The sequence below is a fragment of the bacterium genome (assembly GCA_016789445.1).
Classification (GTDB): domain Bacteria; phylum Patescibacteriota; class Minisyncoccia; order Phycocordibacterales; family UBA2100; genus UBA10103.
The window spans coordinates 180,380-202,707 of the sequence record JAEUQT010000002.1 but is presented as its reverse complement, the minus strand read 5'-3'; the positions used below and the strand labels follow the sequence as shown (position 1 = coordinate 202,707).

Here is a 22,328-nt window from a genome sequence, read left to right as displayed (position 1 = left end):
AACGTCGAAGGCGCCGGATCACTCCGGCGCCTTTTCTTTTCTGGGATTTCGGTTACTGACCGTTCTTCAGATCGTTGATGACATCATCAACCGAGCGATCGCGCTCCCCTTCACCGAAGCGGCGTTCGCTGCCTTCCGGTTCTTCGATCTTGAGATTGACGCGCGCCTCGTTCTTCATACCGACGACACGGAGGATGGTGCGGATGGCTTTCGCCGTCGCGCCCGAGCGACCGATGATCTTGCCCATGTCGTCTTTGTTGACCGAGAGCGTAAGGAGGACTCCCATTTCGTCGACGGTGCGATTGATCTTCACGTCGTTCGGATTATCGACGAGCGAAGTAACGACGTATTCAAGAAACTTCTGATCTTGTTCCATGTCAGGATGGCTAACCGGTAATTCAGTATATGGTGCGTCCTTCGCACCATAGCGTCAACCCCGTTAGAGAGAATATCTCATCCGGATATCGCGATTCATTAATGAACAGCAAGCTCTGCCGACGCACTCTCTAACGGGGTCAATACTACGCCTGTGCAGGAGTCTCTTCTGCTGCCGCTTCAGGAGCTGCTTCTTCAGCTGCTGGCGCTTCTGCTACAGGTGCAGCCGGAGCTTCAGCAACAGGCTCTTCCTTCTTCGGAGCCGTCTTCTTCGGGAGGACGTTGATCTTCTTGCCGGCGATGATGCCGACGGAGACAAGCATGTTGTGCATGGTGCCGGAAGCCTGTGCACCGTTCTTGAGCCAGTGCTTGATGCGGTCCTCGTTGAGTGTGCGCTCCTTGGTCTTAGGATTGTAGGAGCCGAGGATCTCGGTAGCACGACCGGACTTCGGGCCATTCGTGTGCTCAGTAACCACCACGCGATAGGACGGGTTGTTGGTGCGGCCGGTGCGCTGTAATCGGATCTTTAACATGTCGGGGCACTCTACCAACAAATACGTTCCGGGTCAACTGAGCCCTATTTTGCCACCCGCTCGGCCTCCTCGAGCTTCACGGAGAGGATCTTGGACACCCCGTCCTGGCTCATGGTGACCCCGTAGAGCTCCCCTGCCGCCGACATGGTCGAGCGGTTGTGGGTGATGACGATGAGCTGGCTCTTCTTCCCCAGCTCCATGATCATGTCCGCGTAGCGCTTGGAATTGGCCTCATCAAGGGCGGCATCGGTCTCGTCGAGGATCAGGAAGGGCGGCGGATTCACCTGCGACATGGAAAAGATGAGTGCGATCGAGGTGAGTGCGCGCTCACCACCGGAGAGCACTTCCAATCCGCGCACCTTCTTGCGCGGAAGCGAGACCGCGATCGAGAGGCCTGCGTAGAGCTCCTCCTCTTCGTCGACGACCGCTTCTTCCTCGTCGATCTCTTCACCGCGAGCGCGTCGGACACGCTTCGGCTCTTCCACCTCGAGCTTCGCTTCGCCGCCGCCGAAAAGCTTCGCGAAGAAGAGCTTGAGCGCCTCATTGATGTGCTTCAAGCCTTCGGTGAATCGAGCGTCGATGGTCTTCTCCAATTCCGCGATGAGATCCTGCAGCGCACGAGCAGACTTCTCGAGATCGTCGAGTTCCTTGAGAAGGAATGCATCGCGTTCGATCGTCTGGTTGTATTCACGCACGACCGCATCACCACCACCGACACCCGCTTCCTCGATCTTGATCTTCAATCGCTCGATCTCACGGCGGCGTTTCTCCTGCTCGCGGCGATCTTCCGAAAGAGCGCCCTGCGGGACCTCGTGCGTATTCCATCCCTCGAACGCCGTACCCAAGAGGGCTATACCTTCACGAACCTCTTCCTCGAAACGACGTTTCAGATCCTTGGAATGCTCGAACTCGCTGCGCAGCGCCATCATCTTGGATTGCGATTCGCGCAGTTGCGCTTCGACACGCACCTCTTCGCGCTCTGCGGCAAATGACGCCTCACGCGCTTTGGTGATCTCGCTGCGCACGTGCTCCATTTCTTTTGCGAGACGCGATTCTTCCGCTTCGGCCTTGGAAAGGGACTCGGTTAGACGCTCGACTTCCCGCCTTGTTTCTTCATGAGTGACAGGTGCCGCACCAGAGAGACCGTCAATGAACGCATGGATACGTCCACGGAGCTGCGAGAGAAGCGCGCGGATTCCGGCGATATCATCCTGCGCTTCGGCGCGTTCGATGGAATCCGTGATCTCGCGTACGAATTCACGCACCTGCGGTGCCGGTATGCCTGTCTCGACGGTGATGGCAACCGCTTCAAGCGCACCCTCGGCGCGGCCAAGCTCGCGCACGATCTCCTCGCGCTTCCGGCGAGCGTTACTTAGTTCATTCTGGAGCGATTCCAACTTCTGCAGAAGCGGGAGCGAGCGATTCTCTTGCGGACCATCCCCCTTCACCGCACGAGCATCTTTCAGACGATGCTCCAGCTGTTTGATCTCGTGTTCGCGTTCCTTTGATTCGTCGGTAAGCCTTGTCGCCTCCATCGCGAGATAGGCATTCTCACGCGCGAGGTAATCAGAGAGTTTATACGCGAGGTCAGCCTTCATCTCGCGAGCTTTCTCGATCTTCTCGACCTGGGTCTGCAAGAATTTTAGGTGTGGCGCGAGTTCCCTGCGGAGAGATTTCGTCTTATCGATATTCACCGCGGTCTCGGCCAATTTACGCTCCGATTCTGCTTTCTTGTGCTGGTACAGCTTCAGCCCAAGCGCATCCTCCACCATCTCGCGTCGCTCTTTGGGAGATGCATTGAGAATGCGATCTGCTTCGCCCTGGGAAATGATCTGGTAGCCCGAGCCACCGATGTTAGCACCGGCGAGGAGCCGGATGACATCCTTGAGGCGCACTACCGAACCATTGAGGAGATACTCATTCGCGCCATCACGATGCACGACGCGCTCGATGATGACGTCGGAGAAATCGATGTCGAGCAGACGTTTGGAATTATCAAAGACGAGCTTCACCGCCGCGCGATTCATGCGCGGAAGCGCAGGGGAACCTCCCCAGATCATGTCTTCGCCGCGCTTGCCGCGCATCGATTTCATCGACTGCTCGCCAAGGACGAAGCGGAAGCCGTCGGCGACGTTCGATTTACCGGAACCATTCGGCCCCACGATCGCGGCGATGCGGGAACCGAACACCAGCTCGGTCTTCTTGCCGAATGACTTGAAACCGCTGAGCTCGATCGATCTGAGGTACATCCCGTTAGAAATAGGACGCGGACACGTTCGAGTCTCCGCACCGTACTTTGCTATAGGGATAAAGCCCGACCTTTGAATGCAACATGAAGTTCGTGCGTCCGCGATTTCTAACGGGATACACGAGAGCTATTGTAGCAAGGAATGGCTAGGAACCAGCGATCTCCTGAGCGCGGCTACGCACGGAGTCATAGGCGGTCGTCGCGGCATGCTCGATAAGACGATCGATATTCGGAATACGCTCCTCCAAAAACGCCCGCAGACCGTCCAAGTCCCCTCTCCCTATGAAATCCTCGAATGCCTGATGGTCCTTCTTCGACAGGGCTTTCAGGACCTCCAGCGAGACCTTATCTAAGATGTATTCGTTGAGCATGTCGACGAGCTCTGTCTGGACTTCGATCGGATCCTTGTCGATCTTCAGTTCCTTCACGATATGATCGACCGTCTCGTCACCGAGGAAACGATAGAGTGTTGCGCGGTCGTATTTCATAGGTATTGGACACCGAAGGCGTCTTGGATATCGCTTATGAACAATTCCGCGCCGCCAAGGGACCGTATTTCTTTACCCAAGGTCTTGTATTCGGATGATTCCAACAGTTCTTTCAATCGATCAAGGAATTCCTGGTTCCCGAACAACAGATCGAAATGGATCGTTGCGCCGTCTGGAATCTTGTCCCACGCGACATCAGTAAGACCTTCGCCTTTGTATTCGATGAATGCCGATTGCGTACCGGTGTCCTCGATGGCGCGCTGCACCGCTTCGGCAAACGCCTGCTCGCCCTGACTGCTCAGATCGATCCCCTTTTCGCCGAGACCATCCAAGAGAGAGCTCCAGACGCTTACATTTCCCTGCACTTCAATCGGCTCAGCAATCGAACCTGACTCGCGCCCATGATCAACGACCTCAGGCGTTACTGCATCGGGTGCAGAGAATTGATCCTGTGGGATGAAATCCGGCACTTCATGTGGCGGTGAGTTCACCATCGTTACCGGTGGCGACGCGATGCTCTCATGCACTCCTTGCGCGGGAGCAGATATCGATTCAGACGGAAGTACGTCTGCCGGCATCGGAACTGATGCCCCTATGTCGGCGTGCGCCTGAAGGTAATCGTGAACATTCTTGCCCGCAAACGCCAACACCAGCGCACCAAATGCTGGAAGCGCATATCTAAGTGTCCGTGAACTGGTCATCCGGTCGATTCCTGACCACATCGGAATCATCAACTTAGTGATGTAGGTCTTGTTCGCAGCATCGAATCTCTCCCGCATCCACGCAGATATGAATTTCTGGCGTCGATCGATACCGTGACGGCGCGCGTCGCGCACGATCTCCTCTCCGAGCTGCTCCAGTGCACGAGAGGATGCATCAGCGAATCCGGTTATCTCAGCTTTCATCGCCGGGAAATTACGCAAAAGCCGCTCTTCAAGCTTCCGACGCGGTGCACGCTCTTTTTCTCCACGAATCCACGCATCGAGCCGTTTGATCATGTCGGACTGCGGCTCAACACGCTCAGGCTCAGTTTTCGCGGCGAACTTATGTGCAACCAAGCGCGCAGCTTCATTCTCCCGCAGTTCTTCTGCGCTGAGCGGCTTCGGCATGAATGTCTTCTGGAATGTCGCTTTGAGGTCGAGCTCTGTCGTCTTAAAGTTTGTCTTCTCTAATTCCATCCGCTCTTCCCATCCCTTAAGCGGCGGAGGTTGATGATGCGCATTCGGCAGGATCGGCGGGACATACTTCGCACCAACCGCATGAGCTTTCACACGCGAAAGCAACGCTCCACGCGATGCTTCGCGATGCCACGCATCGCGCGCCCGCTCACGGTCCTGATCAGTGATTCCTTTCTCGATTCTTCGTTTCGGTAACGGTGGAGGAATGACGTCCGCATGCGGAAGCGGCGGAGGTGTCGTGGATTCCGCACGTATCTTTGCGAGAGCCTCCCGCAACCCATCGTTGGGAGAATGGTTTTTCTTCGGCCGGTTAAGCCTCCGGTACATAAAACCCTCATCTGACATACCCGTAGTATCCGCGCCTTGGGAGATGATGTCGAGAAAATATGTGTGTACATGCAAAATAAAATAGGGACCGCGCGAACGCGGTCCCCGTTTTTGATGAGTCAGAGCTGAAGGTGTTATGCCATGCTCCACGTCGCGGCATCTCGGGCGGTCTTGCCCTTGGGCACTTTGGCCGAGGCCTTGAAGCTTATCTTGGCACCCTTGGCGAACTCGGTCTTGTCGACGCGACCCTTAAAGGTCTTCCTCGTCAATCGGATGTCCGGTCCGTTGGGGCACGAAGCGAAGCCAAAGCCTTTTTGCACGTTGTAGAACTTGAGCGTACCAACTTCACGCTTTTTGAACAGTAGCCACATTTAAACGGCTCCTCATCTAGAACACTGACGTTCTATGTCAGTGATATCATTCTACGCCGATTTCTAATATTGTCAATACTCGCGCTTCATCTACCAGCCCCGCGCGGTCAGCGCCTTCCCTGCCGCATCCTGCTCTGCTTCCTGCTTGGAGCGACCTTCGCCGAGCGCGGTCTTCGTTGAGCCGAGAAAAACTGCGACCACGAAACGCTTATCGTGATCGGGACCCGACTGATTCACCAATTCATAGGTCGGCGTGACGGAGACTTTCTCCTGCGCGATTTCCTGCAGGCGGCTCTTCGCGTCCTGCCACAAGCGTTTCTCGACGACATCATCGGTCTTATGGAAAAGCTGCGCCTCGATGAACTTGTACGACGCATCGTATCCCGCATCGAGATAGATCGCACCGATGATCGCCTCGAATGCATTCGCAAGGATGATGCCGCGCGCACGGCCGGTATCCTTCGCTTCGCCGCGTGAGAGAAGAAGGAAGTCATTCATGCCGAGTTTCGCGGCAGCATCAGCGATCGAGTTCGTATTCACGAGTGCCGCACGATACGCGGTCAATTCCCCTTCCGGCTTTTCCGGGTACTTCTTATAGAGGAATTCGGTGACGACGAGTTCTAAGACCGCATCACCAAGGAATTCCAGGCGTTCATTGTGCTCGCGCGCGCTTGCACGGTTCTCGTTGAGATAGGAACGGTGCGTGAATGCCGCCTCGATAAGGCGTTTGTCGGTGAACGTGAATCCTATCTTTGCCTCGAAGGGCGCAAAATCCATGCCGGTACAGTAGCATGCCCACGAGTGCGGCCAAAATGCTACTCTGCCTTTTTGACTTTCTGGGCGAGGACGTTGATCGCCGGAATGATGATCTTCAGCGTATCGTCGTAGAAGTTGAGGCTGCCGACCTGCGAGAGCGGGAACCACTGCGCGTCATCGAGACCGCCGGAAGAGCCGAGCGTGATGTCATTAAACGGCGATTCCGCAAGGAAGTAGGTGACGCGCTTGCGCTTCTTGCCGCCTTTCACGTCGGGATCGTTGGCGGTGTATTCATTGACGCCGAGTTCCTGTCGGATTTCAACATCGAGATTCAATTCTTCCTTGATCGCGCGCTTCGTCCCCTCTTCAAGGGTTTCTCCTTCGCGGATCTTCCCTTTCGAGATGGTCCAATGGCCGAAGATGTCGTGTACGAATGCGAGATACGTCTCTCCTTCGTGTTTCGCGAAGACGACGGCACCCGCAAGAAGCTCGACCGGCATCTTACCGATGTTCTGGCCGCCGCCAGCCTGCTTACGTGCCGTGCCTTCGTTCTTGCCCGGCTCGCCGAGTTCGACATAGACAGCGCCCATGACGCCGTTTACGAATCTTCCGGAAGAATTGGAGCCGAAATTCTTCGCGAGCTCGATCGCCTCATTGATGGCGACCTTCGCCGGCACCTGCGTACGATCGGCGAAGATGAGTTCGCAGAGGCCGAGGCGCAGGATGTTGCGATCGATCGCGGCGATCTTATCGAGCGGCCATTCCGGAGCAGCCTTCTCGATGACGGTATCGATCTCTTTCTGTTTCGCGATCACCATGCCGAGCAGCTGCTTCATGAACGGCTGGTCGGATTCGCGCGCTCCGAATTCGCCCGCGTAGCTCTGGAGACGGGAGACGCCTTCTTCAAGCGTCATCGCATTGTTGGATGCATCTCTTTCGAAGAGGACCTGGAGTACGACGGAACGAGCTAGGTGTCGGTTCGCCATACTTATAGCACTGTCCCGCGACGGAAAGAGCAACTCATGGAGAAAGTATACCTCAGCAGCATGAGCAACCGAAATCGACCTTTCTTTCGGACTGTGGACAGAAAAAGAAACGGCGCGCCATCGGCGCGCCGTTTCGTGGGGAGTTGCGAATTACTTCGCTGCTTCTTCTTTTGTATCAACCTTCTGGCCGCTCGCCATGAGCTCCTTCTCGCGGCGCTTGTCGCGGCGGGCGGTGCGGGCAGCACGGCCGACGACGTCGATAACGACCTTGCCGTTGTACTTACCGCAGGACGCGCAGGCGGTGTGCGGCAGGCGGAGTGCCCCGCATTCGCAGCGGGTGGCACGGACCGCCTTCAGAGCATGATGGCTCCGGCGCTTTGCTGTCTGTGAGCGGTTCCTCCGCATTCGAACTACCATAGGCGGCTAGTATACGTATTTCCCGGAAAAAAGCAAAGAAAGGAGCGACCGGGGGTCCGGTCGCTCTGGAAGGTGCAGTTAGAGGACTACACCGCTTTGAACGTGAGGAATTATGTCAGATTTGAGGACCAGCGTGTGGCCTCTCTGACGTCGCTTATAGCAGCCGTCTTTACCTTGAGACCGCAGCCGCTCGCATTCTGCCCTTCGCGAACAGCGTCGAGCGCCGAATTTATGCTGATCGAAATGATCGCATCCGACGCACATGCACTTCTGCACATTCTCCGCAGTCTTGTACTCCGGGGAAAGATGCCGTTCGAAATAGGCCCGATCTTCTGCGGCTGCAGTTAGACGATTACTCATTATCCCCTCTTTCGCTCTTCCGCCTCAACATAAGGCGCTTGGAACACCCTACACCCGTATCAGCCGACAATCAAGCGTAGGCTGTCAAGAAGGTCTTGCGGTGGATGAGGGGCACAAGCCCGTGTTGGCGGATGGCCAAGGTGTGCGCTGCCGTCCCGTAGCCCTTGTGCTGGGCGAATCCGTACCGATCATGCGTACCCGCAAGCTCTTCCATGTGGGTGTCGCGGGTGACCTTGGCGATCATCGAGGCGAAAGAGATGGCAGGGATCGTCTCGTCGCCGCGTACGAAGGATTCCTGATCCCATTCGGAGGAGACCGAAAGGCCTGCATCGAGCAGTACCTTCACGCGCGAGGGACCGATACCGAGACGCTGCACCGCTATCGCAGCAGCTTCTCTCGCTGCATTGGAGATACCGATCGAATCGATGACTTCGGCTTCCACGAGTGCGCTCGCATGCCTCAGTCGACCGTGTGCAGTAATAGCCGCATAGAGGATCTCGCGTTGCTGCGCGGAAAGCTGCTTGGAATCCCGCAGCTTCGGCTCGCCGCGCTTGGTGATGAGCGTAAAAATTTCGCGCCAATCGAAATCCGAGGGATAGAGGACGGCTCCGACACAGACGGGTCCGGCGAGCGCACCTCGCCCAGCCTCGTCTACTCCAATCAGCCATTGCACCCTTTCATCTTACCCAGCAAATGAGGAATAAAGCATGAAATCCACAGCGCAGCCGGAGCGGTGCCGCACATGCTCACGGAGGGGCCCCGCAGCTGGCGAGGATGAGCCCGTTTTTCCAGCAGGAAAAACGGGTTTACCCGGAGAGAGCATGTGCGGCACCGCTCCGGTATAATGTCGGGATGAGTAGTGCGCAGCGTTTTTGTCATTTGCATACCCACTCCCACTATTCCCTCCTCGAAGCCCTCCCGAAGATAGATGATCTCATCGATGCCGCGAAGGCCGATGGTCAGGAAGCGCTCGCCATTACCGACAACGGCAACATGTATGCCGCGATCGAGTTCTATAAGGCGGCACACAAAGCCGGCATCAAGCCCATCATCGGTGTCGACTTCTTCGTAGCCCCTCGCACACGCCACGATAAGGAACATCGCGTCGATGACCGCCACTTCCGCTTAGTGCTTCTCGCGAAGGATATCCATGGCTATCGCAACCTCATCGTCCTCGTCTCGAAATCCTTCCTCGAGGGGTTCTATTACCGCCCGCGCGTGGATCGCGAGCTTCTCGAAGCACACAAGGAAGGCATCATCGCGATCCTTCCTTCGTTCAGCGGAGAGCATGCAAAACACCTGAAAGATGACATGACCGACAAAGCCGATGAGGCGATGCAGTGGTACCAGAAGACGTACGGCGAGAACCTCTACATCGAGATCACCCACCATCCGGAGATCGAGGGACACATGGAGAATCAGGAGAGAATAATCTCCCTTGCGAAGAAACATTCCTTACCGCTCGTCGCCGCGCACGACACCTACTATTTGAAGAAGGAGGATTCCCTCGCCCGTGAGATGGTCAACAAAATCCGCACCGGCGGCACGTTGGACCGTGAGTTCGGTGTTAATTCGTCGGACTTCTCATTCATTTCCAAGGAACAGGCAGGGAAGTATTTCGCGGATTTCCCCGAGGCACTTGAGAACATCGGGAAGATCGTGGATAGCTGCACTATCGAATTGGAACTAGGGAAGTGGGTCTTCCCTGACATCAAAGTCGAAAAGGGCTACGACGAGGCCTTGCGGGAGCTCGCCTACAAAGGCTTCAAGATGCGAGACCTTGAAGAGACTCCGGAGCTGCGCGAGAGAACGGACTACGAGCTCTCCGTCATCGCGAAGAAAGGCTACTCGCCGTACTTCCTCGTGGTCTCCGATCTCCTTCGCCACGCCCGTGAGAACGGCATCCTCACGAACATCCGCGGCTCGGTCGCTGGCTCCTTGGTGACCTTCCTTTCAGGAATTACGAACGTGAATCCGATCGAGTACGGACTTCCCTTCGAACGCTTTTTGAATCCGGAGCGCCCTTCAGCGCCGGATATCGATATGGACTACGCCGATAACCGACGCGATGAGATGATCGCGTATGCCCGCTCAAAGTATGGGGACGACCATGTTGCGCAGATCGGTACCTTCGGGACCATGCTCGCACGCGCCGCGGTACGCGACGTCTCCCGCGCACTCGGCCACTCATACGGCACCGGCGATCGTATCGCGAAGATGATCCCCTTCGGTAAACAAGGATTCACGGTCACTATCCAAGGATCACTCGACGAGGTGCCGGAATTGAAAGAAGCCTACAAGAAAGACCCGGACGCCCGCGAGATCCTCGACATGGCAATGAAAGTGGAAGGGAACGCGCGCCACGTCGGTGTCCACGCCGCAGGCGTCGTCATCGCGCCGACGCTGGTGACTGATTTCTGCCCCGTCCAACTCGATCCTAAGGGCGGCAAGATCATCACGCAGTACGATATGCACGCCGTCGAAGACGCAGGCCTTCTCAAGTTCGACTTCCTCGGACTCACCAACCTTTCGACTCTGGCCGACGCGCATGATCGCGTGAAGACACGTCTGGGCGTCGATATCGATTTCGATCGCGTCCCGCTCGACGACACGAAGACGTATGAGATGCTCTCGCGCGGAGAGACGCTCGGCGTCTTCCAGCTCTCAGGTACCGGCATGACGCAGTACCTCGTCGAACTGAAGCCGAGCGTGATCCACGACATCAACGCTATGGTGGCCCTGTATCGTCCGGGCCCGATGAACTTCATCCCGCAGTACATCGAGCGCAAGCGCGATCCACGCAAGGTCGTGTATCTCGACCCGCGCATGAAGCCGATCCTTGAGAACTCGTACGGCGTCATCACGTACCAGGACGACGTCCTCCAGATCGCGATCCAGCTCGCCGGCTACAGCTGGCTCGAGGCCGACAAATTCCGAAAAGCGATGGGGAAGAAGATTCCCGAAGAAATGGCCGCCCAGAAGGACAAGTTCCAGAAGGGCTGCTTGGAGCGCGGCATGAAGCCGGAGGTGGTCCAGAAGCTCTGGGAGCAGATCGAGACCTTCGCGGCGTACGGCTTCAACAAAGCGCACGCGGCATCGTACGGCAACCTTGCGTACAAGACCGCGTACATGAAAGCGAACTATCCGGTGGACTACATGGCGGCGGTGCTTACGTCGGATGCGGGAGACGTCGAGAAGATCGCGGAAGTCGTGAACGAGTGTAAGCGCATGAACATCCAGATCCTGCCACCCTCGGTCAACGAGAGCCGTGGGACATTCACGGTGATCGACGAGGCAACCATCCGCTTCGGCCTCTATAGCGTCAAGAACTTCGGCGAAGGCATCGCGGATGCGATTATCGCGGAACGGGAACGAGGAGGGAAGTTTTTCTCGATCGCGGACTTCTTGTCGCGCGTAGGGGACAAGAATCTCAATAAGAAATCTCTTGAAGCATTGATCATGTCAGGTTCGTTGGACGACCTTGGCGAGCGCTACACCTTGCTGACCCACATAGAGAAGCTCTTGGAGTACCGCAAAGAGCTCCAAAGCGCACCGCAGGGCCTCACTTCCCTTTTTGGAGCCGCAGACGTATCTCGGCAAGCCGAGCTTAAGCTCCCTACCGAACGCCCGGCGACGCAAGATGAAAAGCTCGGCTGGGAGAAAGAACTGCTCGGATTTTATGTCTCCGGGCATCCCTTGGATAAGCATCGCGCGGTCCTTGAGAAGCAGAAGATGAATATCAAGCAATTCAAAGAATCCTATCCGCGCGGTCTCGAAGCTGTCGTCGGCGGATTCCTGGAGACCACCAATCAGATCCTCACCAAAAAGGGCGAGAAGATGCTCTTCGGCAAATTATCGGACTATGTCGGCTCTACTGAGATCGTCGTCTTCCCGAAAACGCTCGCCGAATACCCCACCGTGTTCGTCCCTGGAAAGTGCATCGCGGTCAAAGGAAAATTCTCCGACCGCAACGGCGAAGCGAGTTTCGTCGTCGAGAAAGCGAAGGCGCTATAGAAAACAGCCACCGCAGAGCGATGGCTGTTTATAAGTACTCAACGGGCGTTTAGCAGCCGTTCGAGCCGCAGGTCAAGCCGCGCGTGTTGTCCCAGTTGGACGATAGCTCACCGTATGCCTTCTTTGCGAAAGCGACAGTGCCTTCAACGTCCAGCTTGGGGCCGGTATACGTGAGTCCGCTGCCGGGCTCATGATGGATGAAGTGGCCGAAACATTGCTGACAGAAATCAGCATAGTCGCGGGTGTGGAGGATGAAGTTGTGCCACCCGAGATCGATCTTTGCCGGCGGGGCCAACTTCACGCCACTATCGGTGAGTGCCAGAAATTTCAAGGTGTCCTTAAAAAGAACCCTTGCCTCATCAGGAGTGAGGCCGTCATGCTCAACGAGGCGAGCAACGACGCTGTCGTTGTGATACTGCAGCGCAGCATCGTTCACGACCGGCTTAAAATCCGCTCCGCGGACCTGTTGAAAAGAACTCATGCACTTTCTTCCTTTACCTTCCAGAAGCGAGGAATTCGCCTCCTAAAATTACTCTGTGACAAATATGTTTATTTGTCAATTCCCTGTTGTAGCTTTGCTCAAAGCCAACATAACTGTACTATTCGTGAAATGTCGCTCAAGAACATTGAACATATTCGGCATACCCTTGCTCACCTTCTCGCACAGGCAGTGCTTGAAATATATGGCAAAGACGGTGCGCAGCCGCTTTTGGCGATAGGACCTGCGATCGATAATGGGTTCTATTACGACATCGATTTCGGTGGAGACCGGAAGCCGTCGAGCCAGGACCTGCAGGAAATCGAGGACCGAATGAAGGAGAATCTGAAGAAGTGGACCTCCTTCTCGCACAAAACAGTCGCGGCTGACGAAGCGTACGGTCATTTCTCGGGACCGAACGGTACCAATCCGTACAAAGCGGAACTGATAAAGGAGATCAAAGCCCGCGGCGAACCGATAACGTTGTATTCCTGCGGCGGATTCACTGATTTGTGTCGCGGCGGACACGCCGATAATCCTGCAGAAGATATCGACGCTGATTCCTTCAAGCTTGAAAGGATTGCAGGCGCCTATTGGCGCGGCAGCGAGAATAATCCGATGCTCACCCGCATCTACGGTCTAGCTTTCGACACCAAGGAAGAGCTTGATGCATATCTCGCTCAGCAAGCCGAGGCTGAGAAACGCGACCACAAGAAACTCGGTCCCGCCCTCAAGATTTTCACGCTTTCTCCCCTTGTCGGCTCCGGTCTCCCCCTCCTCATGCCAAACGGTGCCATTATCCGTCGCGAACTGGAGGAATATCTGTGGGAGCTTCACGCAAAGAAGGGCTATTCACGTGTCTGGACACCCCATCTCGCAAAAGAAGATCTGTATGTGACTTCAGGACATGCGGCGAAATTCGGAGATGAGTTGTTTAGAGTAAACGGTAAGGATGAGAAATTCTTCCTGAAGCCCATGAACTGCCCGCATCACATGCAGATTTTTGCTGATAATCAGTTCTCCTACCGCGATATGCCTGTGCGTTACTTTGAACCAGCGACCGTATATCGCGATGAGAAGACTGGTCAATTGGCGGGCCTGACTCGCGTACGCGCGATCACTCAAGATGACGGTCATCTTTTTTGCCGCATATCGCAGATAGACGAAGAGGTCTCCACGATCGTCGGTATCATCCGCGATTTCTACTCCACCATGCGCATGATTGAAGGATATTGGGTGCGCTTCTCCGTTCGGGGCCCAGAAGGCCAATATCTCGGCAGCGATGATATCTGGAACAGAGCCGAGGAAGCATTAGAGAATGCAGCAAAAAAGAATAATCTTCCCTACACTCGTGTGGAGGGAGAGGCTGCCTTCTATGGTCCGAAATTGGATTTTATGTTTAAAGATGCAATCGGTCGTGAGTGGCAGTTGGCAACCATACAATGCGACTTCAACCTCCCGGAGAGATTTGATCTCTCATTCATCAATGATAAAGGTGAAAAAGAGCGTCCTGTTGTTATCCATCGAGCGATCTCTGGATCGCTTGAACGCTTTATGGGCGTGATGATCGAGCATTTCGGCGGCGCCTTCCCTACCTGGCTTTCACCCGTTCAGGTGAAAGTCCTTCCTATCTCTGAGAAGCATGTCGAATACGCGGAGAAGATCTCTGCTGAATTGCGCGAGGCAGGCGTGCGCGTCGAAGTCGACGCGGCGAACGAATCGCTCGGCAAGAAGATCCGCAACGCGAAGACCGAGAAAGTCCCCTACGTACTCGTCATGGGCGATGCGGAAGTCGACGCGGGAACCGTCGCCGTGGAGAGCCGCGATAAAGGAAAGATCGGTGCACAGCCGTTTGAGGAATTCAAATCCTCCCTTCTCGAAGAAATCAAAGACCGCGCCTAAAACAAAACGACCTCGTACGAGGTCGTTTTGTTTGAACTTCCCTTTCGTTAATTGAAGAAGTTACGGATTGCGCGAACCTGATTGCGAGCAGCAAGCTTCACTTCCTGTGCGAACGAGAAGCGAAGGACGCCACCCTGGTAGTACGCGAGAAGATACGCACCTGCGATCGCGAAGAGTGCGAGCGCGAGGAAGTACACCGCAGTGCCGACGACACCGAGATCAAAACCCGTGTACGGGATCTGGGTCAGTGAGATGTACGGATAGTTGTAGTTATAACCGTACTGGTTGCCGTAGTTGTTGTAGTGATTGTAGTTCTGCGGATAGTACGTGCTGTAGCCGCGGTCGATTTCGATCTCACAGCTCTCGGACTTTCCGTTGCCGTAGACCGTGAGCGTGTAGGTCGTGTCATACGTCGGGTAGACCGTGTACTGACCGAAGGTCGATACCGAGCCAACGCCCGAGAGGTACGCAGACGATGCGTCCGTCGAATTCCAGCGGAGGACGACTGCAGAACCATTCGTCTCCTGACGATAGATGGTGCAGCCCGGAGCCTTCGTCGAACCGGAGTGGTGGTTGTAGGAACGGACCTCGACATCCGTCTCACAGGTCGCGGTGCCCTCGTCATTCTCCACAGTAAGCTTGAACGTCGTGTCCTCATCGATACCGTAAATAATGCGGGAACCGTGGGTTCCTACATCGCCGATATCATCGATCCACGCGTCATCCGCGTTGCGCGATCCCCACGTGAGGGTTGTCGAACCGCCTTCGTAGACCGAGCTCGGAGATGCCGAGATCCAGCACGAAGCCTCCTCATCGTAGTTCGAGTGGCTTGCAGCGGCGACTGCCGGCACGCCGGAGAGAACGACACTGAAAAGCGCGAGACCCACAAAGAGCTTGGAAACAGAATTTTTTGCGTTCTGCATATAGATTTAGTAATCGGTTAACGTATCAGCTTTATAGTACATTTCCCTCCCCTCTACCAGCATGGCCCATCGCTATTCGCGACGGGCCATGCGGTTCACTTTTGGAGCTTTGCCCGTCCTTCCTTAGCACTCTCCTTAGTCACCCATATTTGCCTGCTGGCAAATTGCGCGACCCCGCCTCCTTCGCCTTCGCTCAGTCCGGCTCTTAAACGGGGCCCACCCCCGTTTAAGCACGCTGGATCACGATGCGCGGCATCGAACCATCTTTCGAGGAAACGATTGCCATCGTATCGAGAGTACCGGCTGCCTTGCGAAGAGATGCAACGATCGGCTGGACCTTCACTTCATCGTGCGAGAGCGCAAGTGCTTCACGCTCAACGAGGATCGGAGCCTTCGGAGCAACGACCGGAGCGAACTTACGTGCCGGAACCATTGCGGTTGCGAAGGCAAGCGCACCACCACGATAGTAGATCATGAGGTAGGCACCTGCTGCTGCGAATCCAAGAAGCGAGACCCAGTACATCGCGTTACCGATAGGACCGAAGTCGAAACCAGTGTACGGGATCTGCGTAAGGGACACGTACGGAGGGTTATAGGTCGGAGGAACGTAGACCTGGCCGTAGACCGAGGTTGCGCACGTTGCCGTCTGACCGTTGTAACCGTAGACCGTGAGCGTGTACGTCTGCGAGCCATGCGCGTAGACGGTCTGGGAACCCGAGACTGCGACAGAACCGACGTTCGAGAGGTATGCGCTCGATGCGTTCGTGGAAGTCCACGAGAGATACGCACCCGAACCATAGCCACCGTACTGTGCATGCGTGATCGTGCAGTACGGAGCAGGAGTCGTGTGAACCGGCGTCTGAGGAGCAGTGACTACGATAGAGGTGTTGCCGCTATTGTAGTTGTTGAAGCTGTCACGGATCGAGTTGTCGATGTTCGTGATGTAGTTGTAGTTGTCGTTGTCCTGCGAGTTGTCGACATTGTTCGTCACGATGTTCGTGTACGAAGAGCTCGGAGCCGTGAAGCGGGGGGTGACATACTGTCCGCCGCCGGTGCCGCACCACGAACCGCAACCAGTCGAGTACGAAGGCGTGTACCACGAGCCGCCGCACGAGGAACCACAACCGTAGTCGTAGGAACCACCACCGTAGTAATACGAGTCATCGTAGTATGAACCGTACGAATCATCGTAATAGGTGCCGTACGAATCGTCGTAGTAAGTACCATAGACATCGTCATAGTACGTACCAGCTACATCGTCGTAGTAATACCCGTCGTCGTAGTACGTGCCGGAGCCATACGAACCGTAGTCAGACCACGTGTCGTAAGAACCGTAATCAGACCAGGTATCATACGAACCATAGTCGCTCCACGTATCGTACGAGCCGTAATCAGACCAACTGTCGTAGGAACCGTAATCGCTCCAGCCCCAGCCACCAAGATCGGCAGCCTGGACCGCAGACGGACCTGCGAACACAACGAAACCAACGAGAAGACCGAGAACGATCTGCGAACGCGTTGAAGTCGAGTTCATAAGTTATTTTTTCTTTTAGTAAGCCAATAAATGCCGGTTAATAAGGAGATCTAATTGCTTGGAACATTATAACCTCCCTTTGTCAAAAAGTCAAGAGCATAGAAAAGGGGCGGCTCTCGTTGAGAGACCGCCCCATTACCCCGTTATTTGTCCTACTTGGACACCGTCTGCTTCTTCCAGCAGCCATCGACCTGTTTAAAGTCGTAGCTGTCGCCGGCGACCTGGCCACGATTCAATTCGATCGTGTCATCGGAACCCTTCTTCTTGCGAAAATGAGTTCCTTCTTCCAGACCGATGTTCTCGAGGCAGGCCTTGATGTCCTCATACGTGACACCAGGGTCGTGCTTGACGAAGGCCGAGGCCGAAGAAGCGGACGCTGCGAGCAGAGCAACTGCGAGGATTTTAGAAATTGCCTTCATTGGCTTTCTCCTAATCAATGAGCTTGACTGGATATAGTGTATCACACTATTAATCGCTTGTCAATACCTCTAAAAAGTAAGGGCGGGTCAGTCTTGAGACTGAACCCGCCCTTTTGCTCACTGATTCGGCACGAAACATGTCGGCGCACCCGTATTCGGATTGACCGTACGGATGCCGCCCGCCTTCTCGCAGTCGATGGTCGGCATATAGCCTTGCACCGGACGCGCGATCGGACGAGCTTGCGCACAACCTCCTCCTTGGCCGCAGGACGCTCGACGAATCGAGTGACCGCAACCAGGACCATGGACATGTCGCCGCGGATATCCGCAGCGAGGTCCACGGCAGCCGTTGTTGTGGCTGATGTGAGGGAAAGGCACGCTTACCCTCACGCTGTGCTCCGGACTGCCTACGCGAACGCGTATTTGATCCGGACTCTGACGTCCATAGTAAATGGACTCTGCCGTGGCCTGAGCGACCGGCAGCGACATGAACGCGACGAGAGCGATCAGAATCTTCCTCATCGGAAGTCCTCCTTTTGAATGATCAGTGGTCTTATGAAGACCTGTCCGTGTGCGAAATCTCGAACAGAGGCAGGTACTCGTAAGAAGAAGTTTCCGGAAGCGATGCGTTATGCAACGCTTCCGGAATAGTCAGTTGGGAACGAAGCACGATGGCATTCCGGTATTCGGATTTGTCGTCCGGATACCCCCCATCGCGGCACAGTCGACGCTTGGCATCAGCCCTTGCCGTCCTTGCTGACGGCGGGCAGGTCCTACTGGACCGCCCTCTCGACGACGGATTTCGCGATTTACCGAGAAAGGGGCCGATGAATCCGCAGACATAGTTTGCTGCTCATTCATTTTCGCCGCTACTTGGCAACCGACGTTACCCGTCAGATCACATGCAATACCGCCTATCATCGGAATGATGATAAATCTGATTGCATACAAGCCGAGAATCGCCGCTAATACTCCGAGACCAACTTTTTTAAGGTCTGGCATTAGTCCTGCCTCCTTTTTTCCGTGACCGCCATGATCGTGACCATGTCCTTTTCCATGATCATCACTCATGCTTTCGTCTCCTTTCGGTCGTTTTGGGAAGACAACGACATTGTCCCGAATTGGTTCAAAGCCGTTTCCTTCCGTATAGACGATTTCTTCGGGGGGTTTTCTCATTCTCCCTCCGGTTAAGTTAAAGACCAGTTCGGATTGTCCCGAAGGCCGATTTAGGGACTGTTTAAGCGCCCAAATCGGCATTCAGGACCCTCTGGGAGATATGCTATCACATTTTGACCAAAAGTCAAGAGGCGGACAATGGCTGCCCGCCTCTTTCTTAGATCCGATTCCCCTACCGTTCCGCTTTGATCTCGTCAGTCAGCCGGTTGATCTTCGAAGCCGACCCGCCGTAGATCCACAAATCGATCCAGACGATGCCGAGCGTCATGACAGCCAGCGCGATGTTGAGCTGGGAAAGCTCCCAGAAATTGAACATCGTGAGCGCAAGGCCGAAGAGCGCCGTCAGCGCCGGGATGAACGACATGATGTTGTCGATCGTGTGCGAGCTCGCCGTCCCGATATCGCCATGCGAGATCGGATATCCCTGGATCTGAAGATAGATCCAGAAGATGACGAAGAACCCGCCCATGAGGACGACCGCCTGGTCTGGGGTCTCAGCCCCCATCTTTTGCGGCGTGATATCCGGCGCGAGCCAGAACATGAGACCCAGAAGCGCGCCGAGGATGAGCGGACTGAGATATCGGATGAGTGATGCGCTTACACGCATGTATTTCCTCCTTCGTTGAGGCCCGAGAACTGAGCCGCCGCAACTATGCTCCGCACCTATGAAGGCGTCAAGAACGTTAGAGATCGTAGGAACCGATGAGTTCGGCGTCGAGGACGAAGCGGGCGGTCTTGGCGGTGAGCGTGTCGCAGGTGACGATCGTGAGGCGATTCCCCTCTCGGGAAAGATCGATGATGCCTTCTTCCGCATCGACGCCCTTCACGCCGAGGACGCGGTACGTGTAGACCTTTCCGCCACCCTCGACTTCGATGGTGTCGCCCTCTTTGAGGTCCGGCACACGGTTGAACGCCTTGTACATCTGGTTGTGTACGACCGGCAGATGCGAAGAATGACCGAAGATCAAGACATTGCCCTTCTCGCCAAGCAGGGCGGAATCCATGTAGCGTGCAGGGCCGTCTTTGAGTACCGCATCGAGCGCCGCGATGTCGCGGGTCTGCGGATTGAGTACCGGAAGATCGAGATCGATCGCCGGGATACGGATGCGCGTCGGCGCGACACCGACTTCCTCTTCTTCGGGAAGAGCGACTTCCTCCTGCGGGATTTCCGCAAGACTTTCGACCGTAACCTTCGGTCGCGGCGGTGTGCCGTCGATGTAATACGGAACGAAGCCGACGGAGTCGGCTGCGGAGAGCGCGAGGAAGAAGATGACGACGGTCGCCGCCAGAAAGACACTCATCGGAGGCTTGGAATGTGCGGTTTTCATCCCGTTAGAGATAGGAAGCGCTTCAAGCGATTTCGCAAATAGCGTTTACCCATGCCAGATTTTAGAAATAATTCTCTCGACCGTGCGTCACTCTCGTTTCTACACATTTCGTAATATATCAGCTCAAAGGGACGACGTCCCTTGGTTGAAGACGTGAGCCCGTCGTTATGCTGCTTGAAGCGCTTCCGCAAATCGTTGGTGAAGCCGGTGTATGTTTCTCCATCTCTTAGACTACGGAGCACGTACGTATACCAACTACCGTCATCTCTAACGGGATTCACTCAAATATTCTGCCCCACAAACGAGGTATTGTCAAACGACAGTATTCGTGGTATACCTCGGACACTATGAGCGATTCACCTCAGGGGCAGCAGAATCCGGGGATCCTCGCGAACATACTCGCGGTCGCCGGCTTTATCATCCTTATCATCGTGATCGTCTGGGGAGCGTATCACCTTCTTCGCCTTACCGGCTCGGGAGTAACATCGCTGTTCTCGCGCTTCGGCGGCGGGGATTCGATCGCTATCACCTTGCCGAAAGAGACACAGTCGGGCACTGCATTCCCGATCTCGTGGAAGTACAACGCCAAGGAAGCGGGCGCATATTCGTTCCTCTATCAGTGCAAGACCGGCTTCCGCTTCGATATGGCGAGCGCGAACGGCCGTGCAAGCGCGATCCCATGCGGTAGCGCCTACACCGTCGGCACTTCCACTTCCCTCTCCCTCGTTCCGGTTCTTGCGGGCACCACCACGATGGATGTGCCGGTCTCGATCGTCTTCATCCCTGCGGCAACCTCGACGGAAAACACTACGCGCCCACAGGGCACGGCAACCGTCCGCGTCCTTGCGAAGACAGGTGCGACTTCGACACCAACCGCAACTACACCGACTGCTCCGGCGGCAACGACTCCGACTGCACCACGTCCGGCGGGAACACCTGATCTCAGCGTGCGCATCGTGGCGGTCGGCGTCATCAATCCAATGACAGGTAACTTCGAGAACCGCTACCCAGTCGGTCCTGAAGAGATCGCCGCGGTCCAGTTCGACATCGCGAACACCGGCACCGGCTCCACCGGCAACTATTCGTTCTCGGTGAACCTCCCGATGCAGGGCGGCTATCTCTACCAGTCGCCAGTGCAAGCGAACCTGACTCCGGGCTCGCACGTCCTCAATACCTTGCGCTTCAAGCCACTCATGGCAGGCGGCGGGACAATCACGGTCAGCGTCGACAACGGCTACGCGGTCAGCGAAACGAACGAAGGCAATAACACGGCAGCGATGTTCGTAAACGGCCCGAGCTGGACCGGCTACTACGCGCCGTACGTGTACTAGTTTCCAATTCTCTGCATGAATCCAGACGCCTCCTTTGGGGGGCGTTTTGGTTGCTCATGTTGCTGGCGCGCACGTTCGCAGAGTTCCTTGAGTACATCGAGACCTTCAACGAAAAACATCGGTGAATTGAGACCGATTTGCTGGTCAGGGGGAATGGATGCGCTCTGTTCTGGCGTAAAGACGCGGCCCGAGGATTGCGGACCTAGCGCGCGGTACCCTCCATCTATCCACGCCTTGATACCCGTTCCCGAAACTCCGCTTGCTGAGAGCATACGATCGTGCATGAGAGTCGCATCGCCGGGCTGCGCAAGCAGCATGAACTGATCCCGGAGATCGAAATTACCCACCTGCCGATCGCCGACGCCATACAGCTTCTCCTGTAGCGCCGGTGACATCTTGATAAGAAACGAGGTGCGAAGGAAATCCCTGCCGAAGCGGTCGATGCCGCGAATGACCGCCATGCGCCCCTGAAAGTCGCGATCGGTACGGCCATCGAGCTGCATAGCGGGGCCATGATCTCCCGGCAAATATTTCACAGCAATATCGTTCGCATGCCCGTCGGGAACAGCGAAGCTTCCCTCAAGTGCAGTGCCGGTGATGCAGTGTTTGGCGGTGACGAAGAATCTCGCGCCACCGGTAGCGACATGATATCCGTTACAAACCTTCTCATACGGTTTTCCTTCTGCATCAAACGCCTTGAATGACCGATGATCGCTGCCGTGGAAGAGTTCGCGGCGCGGCGCGATACGCTCGTGTGCTGCAGGCTGATCCTTGAACGCCTCCGGCATCACCTGCATCACGTCGATATGCGTATTCACCTTATTGATATAACGGAAGATCGCATCGACTTTCGCGCGCGGCGTAGCGGGATCCTCGAGTAACGATGCCCATTCGCCCCCCGGACCAAGCTTGGCTTCGATGAGTTCGATGTTCTCGGCGAGCTCTTCAGCTCGCGGCACCGTCGATTCGATATGACGTGCTGCTTTGCGGTGAGAACGTTCATCAATACGCTCGATCGCACGCTTCGTGCCGGGTGGCATCTGCTGGGCGTCTGCCGTCTCAGGAGCATTGAAAGCGGCGAGCGCGGCAAGCAGCATCGCGCGCGTGAAGTTCTGGCGCCCACCGAATTTCTCCGGCTTTCTTGCCGGTTCTTTGCGAAATTCGCGCCGACGGTATCCTTCCAT

At 55.8% G+C, this 22,328-nt stretch carries 22 protein-coding genes; 3 read left to right on the top strand and 19 right to left on the bottom strand.

Annotated features, from left to right (window positions below; genetic code table 11):
• Positions 1–52 precede the first annotated feature (52 nt).
• The 10 genes from JNK62_02915 to JNK62_02870 form a co-directional block, all read right to left on the bottom strand.
• Positions 53–376 (bottom strand): KH domain-containing protein, encoded by a 324-nt coding sequence (locus tag JNK62_02915; protein ID MBL8158457.1) that lies wholly within the window; start codon positions 374–376, stop codon positions 53–55.
• Positions 377–521: 145 nt separating this feature from the next.
• Entirely contained in the window at positions 522–908 is a 387-nt protein-coding gene (gene rpsP, locus JNK62_02910) for a 30S ribosomal protein S16 (protein ID MBL8158456.1), read from the bottom strand.
• A gap of 44 nt (positions 909–952) precedes the next feature.
• On the bottom strand, positions 953–3,157 hold the full coding sequence (locus JNK62_02905; protein ID MBL8158455.1) for an AAA family ATPase: 2,205 nt from the start codon (positions 3,155–3,157) through the stop codon (positions 953–955).
• Positions 3,158–3,302: 145 nt separating this feature from the next.
• Complete coding sequence (locus JNK62_02900) at positions 3,303–3,644, bottom strand: hypothetical protein (protein MBL8158454.1); 342 nt, start codon at positions 3,642–3,644, stop codon at positions 3,303–3,305.
• A complete protein-coding gene (locus JNK62_02895) occupies positions 3,641–5,149 on the bottom strand; it encodes a hypothetical protein (GenBank protein ID MBL8158453.1) in 1,509 nt (502 codons plus the stop codon). The genes JNK62_02900 and JNK62_02895 overlap by 4 nt, the downstream gene beginning before the upstream one ends.
• Before the next feature lie 134 nt (positions 5,150–5,283).
• Positions 5,284–5,520 carry a cold-shock protein gene (locus JNK62_02890; protein MBL8158452.1) on the bottom strand — a complete coding sequence of 79 codons (237 nt, stop codon included), beginning with the start codon at positions 5,518–5,520 and terminating at the stop codon, positions 5,284–5,286.
• Positions 5,521–5,610: 90 nt separating this feature from the next.
• The gene (rnc, locus tag JNK62_02885; protein ID MBL8158451.1) at positions 5,611–6,297 is read right to left on the bottom strand and encodes a ribonuclease III; all 687 of its coding nucleotides are present in this window, start codon (positions 6,295–6,297) and stop codon (positions 5,611–5,613) included.
• 38 nt (positions 6,298–6,335) lie between these two features.
• Positions 6,336–7,262 (bottom strand): transcription antitermination factor NusB, encoded by a 927-nt coding sequence (nusB, locus tag JNK62_02880; GenBank protein ID MBL8158450.1) that lies wholly within the window; start codon positions 7,260–7,262, stop codon positions 6,336–6,338.
• 150 nt (positions 7,263–7,412) lie between these two features.
• Positions 7,413–7,679 carry a 50S ribosomal protein L32 gene (gene rpmF, locus JNK62_02875; GenBank protein ID MBL8158449.1) on the bottom strand — a complete coding sequence of 89 codons (267 nt, stop codon included), beginning with the start codon at positions 7,677–7,679 and terminating at the stop codon, positions 7,413–7,415.
• Between the two features lie 430 nt (positions 7,680–8,109).
• Positions 8,110–8,712, bottom strand: a complete 603-nt coding sequence (locus tag JNK62_02870) for a ribonuclease HII (GenBank protein MBL8158448.1) — start codon at positions 8,710–8,712, stop codon at positions 8,110–8,112.
• A 179-nt stretch (positions 8,713–8,891) separates the two neighbouring features.
• Between JNK62_02870 and dnaE the strand changes: the two genes are divergently transcribed.
• Positions 8,892–12,053, top strand: a complete 3,162-nt coding sequence (gene dnaE, locus JNK62_02865; GenBank protein MBL8158447.1) for a DNA polymerase III subunit alpha — start codon at positions 8,892–8,894, stop codon at positions 12,051–12,053.
• Between the two features lie 49 nt (positions 12,054–12,102).
• On the opposite strand, the gene JNK62_02860 is transcribed toward dnaE, so the two are convergent.
• The gene (locus tag JNK62_02860; protein MBL8158446.1) at positions 12,103–12,534 is read right to left on the bottom strand and encodes a hypothetical protein; all 432 of its coding nucleotides are present in this window, start codon (positions 12,532–12,534) and stop codon (positions 12,103–12,105) included.
• 129 nt (positions 12,535–12,663) lie between these two features.
• Between JNK62_02860 and JNK62_02855 the strand changes: the two genes are divergently transcribed.
• Positions 12,664–14,433 carry a threonine--tRNA ligase gene (locus JNK62_02855; protein MBL8158445.1) on the top strand — a complete coding sequence of 590 codons (1,770 nt, stop codon included), beginning with the start codon at positions 12,664–12,666 and terminating at the stop codon, positions 14,431–14,433.
• A gap of 47 nt (positions 14,434–14,480) precedes the next feature.
• On the opposite strand, the gene JNK62_02850 is transcribed toward JNK62_02855, so the two are convergent.
• From JNK62_02850 to JNK62_02820, 7 genes are all read right to left on the bottom strand, one after another.
• Positions 14,481–15,356 (bottom strand): hypothetical protein, encoded by an 876-nt coding sequence (locus tag JNK62_02850; protein ID MBL8158444.1) that lies wholly within the window; start codon positions 15,354–15,356, stop codon positions 14,481–14,483.
• Between the two features lie 226 nt (positions 15,357–15,582).
• Complete coding sequence (locus JNK62_02845) at positions 15,583–16,890, bottom strand: hypothetical protein (protein MBL8158443.1); 1,308 nt, start codon at positions 16,888–16,890, stop codon at positions 15,583–15,585.
• Positions 16,891–17,042: 152 nt separating this feature from the next.
• The gene (locus tag JNK62_02840) at positions 17,043–17,309 is read right to left on the bottom strand and encodes a hypothetical protein (GenBank protein ID MBL8158442.1); all 267 of its coding nucleotides are present in this window, start codon (positions 17,307–17,309) and stop codon (positions 17,043–17,045) included.
• A 651-nt stretch (positions 17,310–17,960) separates the two neighbouring features.
• The gene (locus JNK62_02835) at positions 17,961–18,485 is read right to left on the bottom strand and encodes a hypothetical protein (GenBank protein ID MBL8158441.1); all 525 of its coding nucleotides are present in this window, start codon (positions 18,483–18,485) and stop codon (positions 17,961–17,963) included.
• Between the two features lie 172 nt (positions 18,486–18,657).
• On the bottom strand, positions 18,658–19,092 hold the full coding sequence (locus tag JNK62_02830) for a hypothetical protein (protein MBL8158440.1): 435 nt from the start codon (positions 19,090–19,092) through the stop codon (positions 18,658–18,660).
• 76 nt (positions 19,093–19,168) lie between these two features.
• Positions 19,169–19,813: a sortase gene (locus JNK62_02825; GenBank protein ID MBL8158439.1), complete on the bottom strand. Its 645-nt coding sequence runs from the start codon at positions 19,811–19,813 to the stop codon at positions 19,169–19,171.
• Positions 19,810–20,094 (bottom strand): GIY-YIG nuclease family protein, encoded by a 285-nt coding sequence (locus JNK62_02820; GenBank protein MBL8158438.1) that lies wholly within the window; start codon positions 20,092–20,094, stop codon positions 19,810–19,812. The genes JNK62_02825 and JNK62_02820 overlap by 4 nt, the downstream gene beginning before the upstream one ends.
• A 66-nt stretch (positions 20,095–20,160) precedes the next feature.
• Between JNK62_02820 and JNK62_02815 the strand changes: the two genes are divergently transcribed.
• Complete coding sequence (locus tag JNK62_02815; GenBank protein MBL8158437.1) at positions 20,161–21,144, top strand: hypothetical protein; 984 nt, start codon at positions 20,161–20,163, stop codon at positions 21,142–21,144.
• Here the strand turns inward: JNK62_02815 and JNK62_02810 are convergent.
• On the bottom strand, positions 21,141–22,328 hold the full coding sequence (locus JNK62_02810) for a hypothetical protein (GenBank protein MBL8158436.1): 1,188 nt from the start codon (positions 22,326–22,328) through the stop codon (positions 21,141–21,143). The genes JNK62_02815 and JNK62_02810 overlap by 4 nt on opposite strands.

Excerpts from the sequence above, each read along its gene's own strand:
- JNK62_02840 (MBL8158442.1), bottom strand. The coding sequence starts at position 17,309 with ATGAAGGCAATTTCTAAAATCCTCGCAGTTGCTCTGCTCGCAGCGTCC.
- JNK62_02810 (MBL8158436.1), bottom strand. The coding sequence starts at position 22,328 with ATGGAAGGATACCGTCGGCGCGAATTTCGCAAAGAACCGGCAAGAAAG.
- nusB (MBL8158450.1), bottom strand. The coding sequence starts at position 7,262 with ATGGCGAACCGACACCTAGCTCGTTCCGTCGTACTCCAGGTCCTCTTC.
- JNK62_02825 (MBL8158439.1), bottom strand. The coding sequence starts at position 19,813 with ATGAAAACCGCACATTCCAAGCCTCCGATGAGTGTCTTTCTGGCGGCG.
- JNK62_02915 (MBL8158457.1), bottom strand. The coding sequence starts at position 376 with ATGGAACAAGATCAGAAGTTTCTTGAATACGTCGTTACTTCGCTCGTC.
- JNK62_02850 (MBL8158444.1), bottom strand. The coding sequence starts at position 15,356 with ATGCAGAACGCAAAAAATTCTGTTTCCAAGCTCTTTGTGGGTCTCGCG.
- JNK62_02830 (MBL8158440.1), bottom strand. The coding sequence starts at position 19,092 with ATGCGTGTAAGCGCATCACTCATCCGATATCTCAGTCCGCTCATCCTC.
- rpmF (MBL8158449.1), bottom strand. The coding sequence starts at position 7,679 with ATGGTAGTTCGAATGCGGAGGAACCGCTCACAGACAGCAAAGCGCCGG.
- JNK62_02855 (MBL8158445.1), top strand. The coding sequence starts at position 12,664 with ATGTCGCTCAAGAACATTGAACATATTCGGCATACCCTTGCTCACCTT.
- JNK62_02845 (MBL8158443.1), bottom strand. The coding sequence starts at position 16,890 with ATGAACTCGACTTCAACGCGTTCGCAGATCGTTCTCGGTCTTCTCGTT.
- rpsP (MBL8158456.1), bottom strand. The coding sequence starts at position 908 with ATGTTAAAGATCCGATTACAGCGCACCGGCCGCACCAACAACCCGTCC.
- JNK62_02835 (MBL8158441.1), bottom strand. The coding sequence starts at position 18,485 with ATGAGAAAACCCCCCGAAGAAATCGTCTATACGGAAGGAAACGGCTTT.
- JNK62_02815 (MBL8158437.1), top strand. The coding sequence starts at position 20,161 with ATGAGCGATTCACCTCAGGGGCAGCAGAATCCGGGGATCCTCGCGAAC.
- JNK62_02895 (MBL8158453.1), bottom strand. The coding sequence starts at position 5,149 with ATGTACCGGAGGCTTAACCGGCCGAAGAAAAACCATTCTCCCAACGAT.
- JNK62_02860 (MBL8158446.1), bottom strand. The coding sequence starts at position 12,534 with ATGAGTTCTTTTCAACAGGTCCGCGGAGCGGATTTTAAGCCGGTCGTG.
- rnc (MBL8158451.1), bottom strand. The coding sequence starts at position 6,297 with ATGGATTTTGCGCCCTTCGAGGCAAAGATAGGATTCACGTTCACCGAC.
- JNK62_02890 (MBL8158452.1), bottom strand. The coding sequence starts at position 5,520 with ATGTGGCTACTGTTCAAAAAGCGTGAAGTTGGTACGCTCAAGTTCTAC.
- dnaE (MBL8158447.1), top strand. The coding sequence starts at position 8,892 with ATGAGTAGTGCGCAGCGTTTTTGTCATTTGCATACCCACTCCCACTAT.
- JNK62_02900 (MBL8158454.1), bottom strand. The coding sequence starts at position 3,644 with ATGAAATACGACCGCGCAACACTCTATCGTTTCCTCGGTGACGAGACG.
- JNK62_02905 (MBL8158455.1), bottom strand. The coding sequence starts at position 3,157 with ATGTACCTCAGATCGATCGAGCTCAGCGGTTTCAAGTCATTCGGCAAG.